Here is a 9330-nt window from a genome sequence, read left to right as displayed (position 1 = left end):
GGCTGACTCGGGCCGGCGGGCTCGGGTCGGGTCGGGTCGGGTAGCTCCGACCGGGTGGCTCCAGCCGGATGTGGCTCCGATCGGGTAACTCCGACCGGGTGGTTCCGACCGGGTGGTTCCGACCGGGTGTGACCGCGGCCGCCATGGCCAGCTCGGCCTATTCCTACCATCCACCCGCGCGGATTCCCGTGCATCCGCCCACATCATCCGCCGCCGTCCCATCTATTAACCCAGCTGGCTCATCGGATAACTCCCGAGGCCGTTTCCGCTGCCCACCATCAACCCGCTGACGTGCGGGTTTCCGCCGACCTCCAGGAATCTCCTTCGCACCCCCTCAAACCGAGGGGGACCTTGGTGCGGCGACGTGACATGACGTACCCGAAGGAGCCCCTTTCGGGGTAGCATTCAAGACTACCCTCGAACCTTCCGACTGGGGGGAGCAGTATGTTCTCACCCATGGGAGCGACACCATTGACGACCGGCCGGGGCAAGGAGATAACCTTTTCGATGTAGCCGGCAGCGGCCATCCGACGAAGACGGACGGCCAGCCTGGAGCGGAGCCGACGTGGCGGTGTGTCCACTTCACCCGCGATCGGATCATGGAAGGCATCGCACAAAGGTGGTGTACGGCCGATCCCGGGACCGACCACCCCTTCATGAATACACCGGTGCGCGCCTGATTGGCCGGGGGCGCCCAGCCGGAGGTAGCCGGGTTATCGACGTGGATAGGGAGAGGAGCATAATGGGCCCAGTGGCATCGGATTCGATCCCGATGCAGGTGCGCCTGCACCGGACGATGACCCCCGCCGGCTTTGACCACGCACCGGGACCATTCGTCGCCGATGGACAGCCGCCCGACTCTCGCACGCAGCGAGAGCGGGTCCGTCTGGCCCAGATCGAGCTACTGGAGCTGAGCGCCCAGATGACGGCCCCCCATCTCCGGCGGCAGATCCTGCACATCTACTCCCTGCTGCGCAACGAACCGGTCGTCACGCCCGGCCCGCCGAAGCCGCCGCCCTTCCGCCTCACCCTGCGGGAGATGGAGGTACTGACCCTCGTGGCCACCGGCTGCTCCAACGTCGAGGCGGCGGAGCACCTCACGATCCGCGCCGAGACCGTGAAGACCTACATGCGCAGCATCATGCGCAAGATGGGGGTCCGTAACCGTACGGCAGCCGTGCACGCCGCCCGGCAGAGCGGCCTGCTGGACTGAACGCGGCCCGTGGACCGAGGCGGCCCGTGGACCCCGGCGAGACGACGCGCGAGGACTGACCATGACCAGGCCGCGAGCTGGCACACGCCCCGCGGGCCGGCCGGTCCCCTCGGCGTCACGGGTACCCGGCGTCACGGGTACCCGGCGCCGGGGCCCGTGGCTCATCCGCCTACGGACGCCCCATGGCCGCTGTCAGGTCGGCGGCGTTGCGCTGGCGCAGCACGGAGCCGTGACGACCCTGGAAACCGCCAAGGGGGTTGCTGATCCAGCAGATCCAGGACCTGGCGACGAAGATGAAGCCGCTGCTGCGGACCTGGGGCGGCGCGGCGCAGCAGGCGTACGTCCCGCTGCAGACCACGTGGTCGACGGCGACCGGCGAGTTGACCGAGGACATCCTGGCGCTCAAGACGGCGGTGCACGACTCGAACGGCTCGTTCCAGCAGACCGAGCAGGCCGTCACCAGGACGTTCACGGTCTGAGAGACGGGGCCCCACCCCGCGCGCCCAGCCGTCCGGCCGGGCACTATCGCCGGGCAGACGATGCGCGAGGGTGGCGGCATGGACCCGGCCGGACGGCTCACCAGCCGAGGAGATCCTCCGGCTGGTCGCGGAGGTAGCGGGCCATCGCGTCCTCGTGCTCGCGGCACAGCATGGCGGCGGTGTCGGCATCGCCGTCCCGCACCGCCTCCGCGATCCACCGACACTGCTCCCAGGCCAGGGCGACGCTGTCGGGGTCGAGCAGGAACGGCCGCGAGGTCGGATACCGCGACAGCGAACCGAGCACGTCCTCGAAGAGCTGAAGGGTGGGGCTGCGGGCGATCTCGGCGAGCAGCACGCCCCACTGTGCCCGGGCCCGGGCGTGGTCGTGGGCGTCCCCACCGGCGGCGCCGTCAACGGCGCCGTCAACGGCGTCCCCACCGGCGGCGTCGACGAAGGTCAGCAGCCGACCCCGCTCAGCCGGATCCGGATTGAGCGCGGCGAGCCGGGCACACTCGGTGGTGATGAGGGCGTGGGTCGCGCTGAGGTCGGCGAACGAGGCCCGACGGGTGCGCAGGAAGACCGACGCCATATGGGCGACCCCGGCCGCGTCCGGCCGCTGTCCGTACAGACCGCCGTGATGACCCCGGCGGACGGTGAGGATCCCCTCGGCCTGCAACAGCCGCACCGCCTGACGCAGCGACGGTCGGCTGACGCCGAGCCGGGCCAGCAGCTCGTTCTCTTGGCCAAGGTACAGGTCGCCGTCCTGCCGGCTGAGAATCTCCTCCCGCAGGACATGGGCGACCGCCGTCGCTGTGCTCACCGCGGCCACCCGTTTCATGCGTCCCTCCTCCCGAGCGTCCCTCCTCCCGAACGTGACGCCTCCCGAGACATGACGCGAACAACATCATACTTTCAGGTACCTGTGAGTTTCAGGTACCGAAGGCAACACCGTCGGCGAGATCGGCGCCGACAGCGGGACGAGCCGGAGCGAACGCCGGCGTACAGGGCGCCACGAGGCCCAAGAGGCGGAGCACGGGGCGGACCTGCGGGGTGACGCACGATGCGCGGACCCGCCGGAAGCGGTGCTGCGCGGCCGGGCCCGATCGTATGATTGTTCAATGAATGAGATGACTATCTCATATTATGAGACGCCCAGCTGGGATCCCGGGACCTACGACGGGGAGCGCCGCCGGCTCGTCCCCTCCTTCGACCTGCTGTACGGATCGGTCGGCGACCTGGTGGCACGCCAGGGTGGCGCCCGACCGGCGGTGCTCGACCTCGGCGCGGGCACCGGTCTGCTGGCCGCCGCGGTCGTCGCGGCCGTCCCCGACGTCCGGTTGCACCTGTTCGACCGCGCCGCGCCGATGCTGGCCAAGGCCCAGGCGCGGCTGTCCGGCGGCCCAGTCGAGGCCGTCACCGTCGCGGACCTCGCCTCCGCCCTGCCTACCGGCCCGTTCGACGCGGTCGTCTCGGCGCTGGCCATCCACCACCTCGACGACCCCGGCAAGCGCGACCTGTTCCGCCGGGTGCGCGACGTCCTGCGGCCGGGTGGGCTGTTCGTCAACCTCGAGCAGGTCAACGGCCCAACCGCCGCCCTGACCCGGCAGTACGAGGACATGCACGAACGGCAGGCCCGGGCGGCGGGTTCGGACGACGCCGAGTGGGAGGCCGCGTTGCGGCGGATGTCCCTCGATCGGTGCGCGCCGCTCGCCGACCAGCTCGACTGGCTGGCCGACGCCGGATTCGCGCCGGTCGACTGCGTCGTCAAGCACGGCAGGTTCGCGGTCTATGCCGGCTGGCGCCCCTGAATCCGTCCACGGCCCACCCCGTCGCCCGGCGGGGCACCAGCCGGTGAGCCTCACATCAGCTGCCGGGCGACGTCCGTCCGCACACCTGCCAGGGCGGTGTAGGCCGTGCCGCCCGGACATTCGGTGGCCATCCAGTCGCGGTGCCCGCTGACGGCCGGGACGGTACGACGCCTGCCACTCACCGGATTGACGTAGTGGACGGTGCCGAGCGGGTCGAGATGATGCGCTCCGGTCAACGCGAGCAGCACCAGGACGAGCGTGCGACGGGCGGCGGCGGTGGGGGTGCGCGTCCGCAGGTCACCGAGCAGCGCGACGCCGACGTTGCCGGCGTTGAGGTCCGCCACATGTGCACCCGTCACCACGTAGCCGTCCTCCCGGTGGCCGGGAACGCTGTCCGTTCCCGACCACCGGCCCTCGTAGAGCGTGCCCGCCTCGTCGATGAGGAGGTGGTACCCGATGTCCGACCATCCCCGCTCGACCGTGTGGAAGTGGTAGATCGCCCGCACGGTGGCGGCGGGGTTCGGATCGTCGTTGGGCGTCACCGTGTGATGAACCGTGACAACCTGCCCCGGGTGGTACGTCGGTTTCCAACCGCTGCCGGACGAGGGGGACAGCCGTAGCGACTCGTCCGCGCCCCACGCGGCCCGGGGCAGGTAGCGCAGGTCGAGCGTCGCCGGCAGCCGGACGGGGGCGACCGGCGCGGCGGGGACCGCCGACACCCCGGACGCGGTCGCGACCCGGGGCTGCGGCGACGACCTGGGCGCGGCGAAGAGCCCCGGCGACCAGGCGGCGCGGGAAGCCGAGATCGCGGAAAGGGCGGCATAGGCGGACACAATGGGGGCCGTCAACCGCTGCAACGGCCCCGACGTCGTGTTCAGGGCGGTGGACGTCACGGACGTCGCGCCGGGTGGCAACCACAGTTCGTAGCCGGTCGCGCGGTGCGCGGCGACCAGCACGGCGGCGCTCCTCCCCCCGGCCGGCGAATCGTCCCGCTCCGCCGGACAGCCGACCGCCAGCGGCCGCCATGCGTCGAACCCACCCCCCGGCTGGCGCAGCCGGATCTCGGCGCCCCGAGAAACGGCACCGCCGGCATCGGCGGTCCCGGCGGTCCCCGTGCCGGCACCACCGGAACCGGCCCGGCCATCCGCCGCGCGATCGTTCCCGTCACGGGTCCATCGGACCGCCACGTAACCGATGTCGAAATCCGACGTCGCGGGCCCCACTCCCCTCGTCACGGCAGCCAGGGTCCGGGGCACGAGCACGACACGCGTCCCCGGCGCCGAGAGGGCCCGCGCTTCCGCACCGGGTCGGGCCCCTGCGTCCGCTGGCCCGGCCGGGCCAGCGGACGCGCTGCTCGGCGCGGCGGCGAGCAGCGTCTCCGCCCCTCCGCCCAGACCGGCACCGGCGAGACCGAGAATTCCGCGCCGGGACAGACCGGGCTCACGGCGACGCCGACGAAACGGGTCAGCGGCATGGGACATGAGGCGTCCTTCGGGTCGTCATGGTCGAGACATTGGCACGCTACGGTATCCAATGCCTCACTCTTCGCATCAAGGCGCCAAGAGATCCACCACGGGCCACGAGCTGCCCGGCGGCAACGGGGACGGGAATACGTCCCGGCATCGAGGGAAGGTCCATAGGCATCCGCTCGGAAGGACCTGAGCATCCGCTCGGGAGGAGGGGTGCCATGGTCGGGAAGAATCCGCGGACCGACAAGACCGACAAGAAGGCGCAGGCCGACGAGATGCGGGACGACGTTCCGTCCACCATCACCCGCTCCGACGATCAGGCCATCCGCACCTGGAAGAAGACCCACGACTCGGCGGTGAAAACCTACGGTGAGGGTGCGCGTGCCCACCGTGCGGCCTTTGCCGCGCTCAAGCACACCCACGAGAAGGTGGGGGACCGTTGGCGGCCGAAGAGTCGGCCCGGTCCCTCCGACGAGCAGGCCGCCAAGCCGACGCCCGCCTCCCGGCACAGCGGGCCGACCGCCGAGGGCGTGGACGCGAACGCCTCGCTGACACACCTGCGCGCGCTCGCCCGTGAGCTCGACATCCCCGGCCGCTCGACGATGTCGAGGGACGATCTCGTCGATGCGATCAAGAAGGCCAACCGCAGGCGGACCGCGCAGGCCCGCGGCGGCGGGTAGGAGTCGTCAGCTCCCGAGGCTACCGGCCAAGGCCGAGATTGGCGTTTACTACCTATGCGTACTACCTATGCGCTTTCGACGCGGATGTCGTCGAGTGCGAAACCCCGGATACCCATCATGGCCGGTAAGGGCCCACCGTCCGCGCGCCGCCGCGGGCGCAGGTAGTAGTGCCAGGTCGGGGCCGGCCCGACCGGCGGCCGGGCCCCTCGGGTAGGTTCTCCCCGCCCCCGCCGATAAGTGATCTTCGTCGTCATGCGGTTGCCGGGGTCGGGGGGTCCCGCATGCGAGGCCGCTTCGTCGCCGTCCTCCCGCAGGCTGAACCGCGCGTGCAGACGGCGCAGCGGCTCGGGAGCCCACCAGTTGTAGTCGCCCGCCAGGGCCATGAACGCCGGGACGAGGATCGCTCGCACGAGGGTCACGTCGAGCACGATCGACACGGTCAGCCCGACACCCACCAATTTGATCATACTGATGTCCGATGCGGACAGCGCGACCATGACCACGATGAGAGCGAGCGCCACACTCGTGATCAGTGGACCGGTCGTCCCCAGCCCACGGGCGACGGAATCGCGGTTGTCTCCCGTCCGCAGGTACTCCTCGCGGATGCGGGCGAGCAGGAAGATCTCGTAATCCATGCTGAGCCCGAACGCGATGAAGAACATCAGGACCGGGCTGGTCATCTCCAGCATGCCCGACACCTGGAAGTCGCCGACCAGACCGGTCAGGTGTCCGTCCTGAAAGACGAACGCCAGCAGCCCGACGGTGGCAGCGAGGTTCAGCGTGTTGAGGAACATCGCCTTCAGCGGAAGGAGCACGCTGCCGGTGAACAGGAACAGCAGGATGAAGGTCGCCGTCATCACGACGGCGAAGGCCGGCGGCAGACTCCGCTTGATGGAATGCGAGGTGTCGAGGAAGTGCGGCGCAAGTCCGCCGATGAGGACGCCGAACGGCGCCGGTACCGCCCGCAGCCTCCGGACCAGGTCCTTCGCCGACCCGGACAGCGGAGACCTGTCGGTCTGCCACACCGACAGCCAGGCGCCGCGGTGCGTTCCGACGTACCTCATCGCAGTCTTCGGCACCGTACCGATCCGCTCGCCCCGCAGGAAGCTGCCGGTGACGGTGTCGATGCGGGCAACGCCCGGCAGCGCGGACAAGCGGGTCGCGTAGTCGGTCAGCTTCTCGGCGTTCCCCGGGTCCCGCGCGTCCACGCCGGGCACCACGATCGGAATCTGGCAGGACAGGCAGACGACGAAGTCCTCCCGCATCGCGTCGTTGACGACGTGAGCCTCCGCGGTCGCCGGCAGGACCGTGTCGTCGGCCAGCGCGAGGTCGAGGTGGCGCAGCGGGGCGGCACACAGCACCAACACGAAGATCGCGACCCCACCGAAGAACACCGGGTGGCGCATGACCCGCCGCGCCAGCGCCGACCAGCCGCGGCCAGCCGCCGAGGCCCCCACGCGGTGGCCACCGGACCGCCGGTGACCCGAGGGGCGCGACCCCGAGCGTCTCAGGGAGCCTCTCAGGCGCGACAACGCCAGCCGGACGTTGCCGCGCTCGATGCGGTCACCGAGCACCATCAGCGCCGCGGGCAGCACGAGCAGTGCGGCCACCTCCGATGCGACGACGACGATGATGCCGGCGAAGGCGAACGAACGCAGGTAATAGATCGGGAAGACCAGCGCGGCCGTCAGGGACAGCGCCACCGTCACCCCGGAGAAGAACACCGTGCGCCCGGCGGTCTCCAGCGTCCGGCGCAGCGCCGCCGCCGGGAGCAGCCCGCGGTCCCGTTCGTCCCGAAAACGTCGCAAGATGAACAGGCTGTAATCGACCGCGAGACCGAATCCGAGGGCAGTCGTCAGGTTCACCGAGAAGACCGACACGTCGGTGAGCGTGGCCGCCAGCCGCAGCAGCGCGAGACTCGACACCACCGACACCACGCCGACCAGGACCGGAAGCAGGGCGGCCAGGACCGTGCCGAAGGCGTAGAGCAGCACGAGGAACACCAGCGGAGCGGAGATCTGCTCACCGTGCGCCAGGTCGACACGGCTGCGCTCGGTCACGTCACGCATGACCGCGGGCGCCCCGCCGAACCGGACCTGGACCCCCGGACCATCGTGGGCGTACCGGTCGTGCAGGGCGTTCAGGCGGTGCTGGATGTGGTCCTCGGAACCGGTGAGCCGGAACACGATCAGGGCCGACCGGCCGTCCTTCGCACGCAGCAGCGGGCTCGCCTCGTTGGGCCCGCCCGGCCAGTACGACAGCACCGAGGTCACCCCCGGCTCCGCGGCGATCCGCCCGGTGAGCTCCCGGCCCAGGCGGGCGGCGATCGGCCCGTCGATACCCGGGGCCGACGTCAGCATGATGGCGACGTCGGGGGGCGCGTCCGGGAACTCCTCGTCGAGCAGCCGCTCAGCCCGCGTCGACGGATCGCCCGGTGCGTAGAAACCACCGGTGGCGAGCTGGTCGTAGATTCCGGCATTCCACGGCAGCAGCACGACCACCAGCAGGCAGGCGGCGGCGAGTAGCCTTCCCCGGTACACGACGGCCGCGTCAGCCACCATCGTGAACAGCGAACGGGGTGGTGCGCCGGTGGAGCCCGCCGACGCGGGGCCGCGGTCGGCCCAGCCCTCGTCCCGTCCGTGCGGCCCCTCGTCCCGTCCGTGCGGCAACGCGGCATACGTCACCCGATCGGGTCGGGATTCGCGCTGCTGCGCCGGATCAGCGAACGACGGCATGACGCTCCTTCGAGGATCTCCCGTGCCGATGGATCTCGTAACGGCCGGACGGTGGCCGCCAGCGACCACACGTCCGGGCATGGAGCACCGCATGGAGCACCGCGAGGAAGTCCCGAGCTTCCGCCTCGAAAGTAGACCCGCCTGGGGTCCCAGTTCCGAACTACCCTCGCCCGGAGGCAGAAGTGTAGCGGGAACCCGGCCACGATCGATATTCGGCCGCCGAAAACAGGGCAGCCGGAAGAATCTTCGAGGGTAGGCGGCCGCCGCAGCGTAGGAGGAGTGGGCGGGAATGCCGGGAACAATCCCAAAGGTAGTAGGGCGATGCCTCAGGTCCAGCCTGAGCCTCGGCTCGCCTGCCGGGCGGCCCCGCCACTCCTGCCCGCACAACGTGAAAACGCCGCTATGGCACCGGTGGCAGGCCATAGCGACCCGCGGTCGAGATCCTCGTACACCGGCGCCGGGAATATACGGCGGGGTCGAATGGCCGTGACTGCCAGACCGGCAGCCACGGCCGCACCCCCGGCAGGGGTCCGGTGCGGACCCCTGAGATCAGGGCAGCATTCCCATCTGGCGCGCGGCGTGTACCGCGGCCGTCCGGTTACGGACACCGAGCTTGCGCATGATGCTGCGCAGGTACGCCTTCACCGTCTCGGGCGAGACCGTCAGCCGGCGGGCCGTCTCGACGTTGGACAATCCCAACGAGACCTGGGCAAGCACCTCCAACTCGCGCGGGGTCAGCGTCAGCCGTCCGACCGTCTTCGTCTCCTCGGCGAGCAGCCCGCGCAGCAGCTCGGACACCCCGCCGATGCGACCACGCAGGAACGGATCGGCGACATGCTCGGTGACCTCCTGAAGCTCCCGATAGGCCAGCCGCAGGCTCTCCCGGGGCAGACCCGGCATCCGCGGGAACGGGACGGCCCCCGGCACCCCGCCCTGGACCGGCACC

8 protein-coding genes are annotated in these 9330 nt (G+C 70.6%); 4 read left to right on the top strand and 4 right to left on the bottom strand.

Going from position 1 to position 9330, the window contains the following annotated elements; all coding sequences use genetic code 11:
- The first annotated feature begins 742 nt into the window (after window positions 1–742).
- Together AC08OO_RS19245 and AC08OO_RS19240 are read left to right on the top strand one after the other, a co-directional pair.
- Window positions 743–1213, top strand: a complete 471-nt coding sequence (locus AC08OO_RS19245; protein WP_011435982.1) for a response regulator transcription factor — start codon at window positions 743–745, stop codon at window positions 1211–1213.
- Between the two features lie 257 nt (window positions 1214–1470).
- The gene (locus tag AC08OO_RS19240; RefSeq protein ID WP_476607867.1) at window positions 1471–1692 is read left to right on the top strand and encodes a WXG100 family type VII secretion target; all 222 of its coding nucleotides are present in this window, start codon (window positions 1471–1473) and stop codon (window positions 1690–1692) included.
- A 97-nt stretch (window positions 1693–1789) separates the two neighbouring features.
- Here the strand turns inward: AC08OO_RS19240 and AC08OO_RS19235 are convergent, their stop codons facing one another.
- On the bottom strand, window positions 1790–2530 hold the full coding sequence (locus AC08OO_RS19235) for a FadR/GntR family transcriptional regulator (RefSeq protein ID WP_476618842.1): 741 nt from the start codon (window positions 2528–2530) through the stop codon (window positions 1790–1792).
- A gap of 280 nt (window positions 2531–2810) precedes the next feature.
- Here AC08OO_RS19235 and AC08OO_RS19230 point away from each other — a divergent pair, with 280 nt between their 5' ends.
- Window positions 2811–3500, top strand: coding sequence for a class I SAM-dependent methyltransferase (locus AC08OO_RS19230; RefSeq protein WP_476611352.1), 690 nt, complete (start codon window positions 2811–2813; stop codon window positions 3498–3500).
- A gap of 50 nt (window positions 3501–3550) precedes the next feature.
- Here AC08OO_RS19230 and AC08OO_RS19225 read toward each other — a convergent pair whose 3' ends face one another.
- Window positions 3551–4981, bottom strand: a complete 1431-nt coding sequence (locus AC08OO_RS19225) for an N-acetylmuramoyl-L-alanine amidase (protein ID WP_476611353.1) — start codon at window positions 4979–4981, stop codon at window positions 3551–3553.
- A 206-nt stretch (window positions 4982–5187) separates the two neighbouring features.
- Between AC08OO_RS19225 and AC08OO_RS19220 the strand changes: the two genes are divergently transcribed.
- On the top strand, window positions 5188–5649 hold the full coding sequence (locus tag AC08OO_RS19220) for a ChaB family protein (protein WP_476611354.1): 462 nt from the start codon (window positions 5188–5190) through the stop codon (window positions 5647–5649).
- 65 nt (window positions 5650–5714) lie between these two features.
- Here AC08OO_RS19220 and AC08OO_RS19215 read toward each other — a convergent pair whose 3' ends face one another.
- Window positions 5715–8384 (bottom strand): MMPL family transporter, encoded by a 2670-nt coding sequence (locus AC08OO_RS19215; RefSeq protein ID WP_476611355.1) that lies wholly within the window; start codon window positions 8382–8384, stop codon window positions 5715–5717.
- A gap of 549 nt (window positions 8385–8933) precedes the next feature.
- A partial coding sequence (locus AC08OO_RS19210; protein WP_476611356.1) for a response regulator transcription factor occupies window positions 8934–9330 on the bottom strand: 397 nt, incomplete at its 5' end.

The organism is Frankia sp. CeCAU1 (assembly GCF_977971845.1).
The sequence above is the reverse complement of the archived record's forward strand: the minus strand, read 5'-3'. Positions and strand labels throughout refer to the sequence as shown.

Coding starts and splice junctions, on each gene's coding strand:
- AC08OO_RS19245 (WP_011435982.1), top strand. CDS start 743: ATGGGCCCAGTGGCATCGGATTCGATCCCGATGCAGGTGCGCCTGCAC.
- AC08OO_RS19230 (WP_476611352.1), top strand. CDS start 2,811: ATGAATGAGATGACTATCTCATATTATGAGACGCCCAGCTGGGATCCC.
- AC08OO_RS19220 (WP_476611354.1), top strand. CDS start 5,188: ATGGTCGGGAAGAATCCGCGGACCGACAAGACCGACAAGAAGGCGCAG.
- AC08OO_RS19225 (WP_476611353.1), bottom strand. CDS start 4,981: ATGTCCCATGCCGCTGACCCGTTTCGTCGGCGTCGCCGTGAGCCCGGT.
- AC08OO_RS19235 (WP_476618842.1), bottom strand. CDS start 2,530: ATGAAACGGGTGGCCGCGGTGAGCACAGCGACGGCGGTCGCCCATGTC.
- AC08OO_RS19215 (WP_476611355.1), bottom strand. CDS start 8,384: ATGCCGTCGTTCGCTGATCCGGCGCAGCAGCGCGAATCCCGACCCGAT.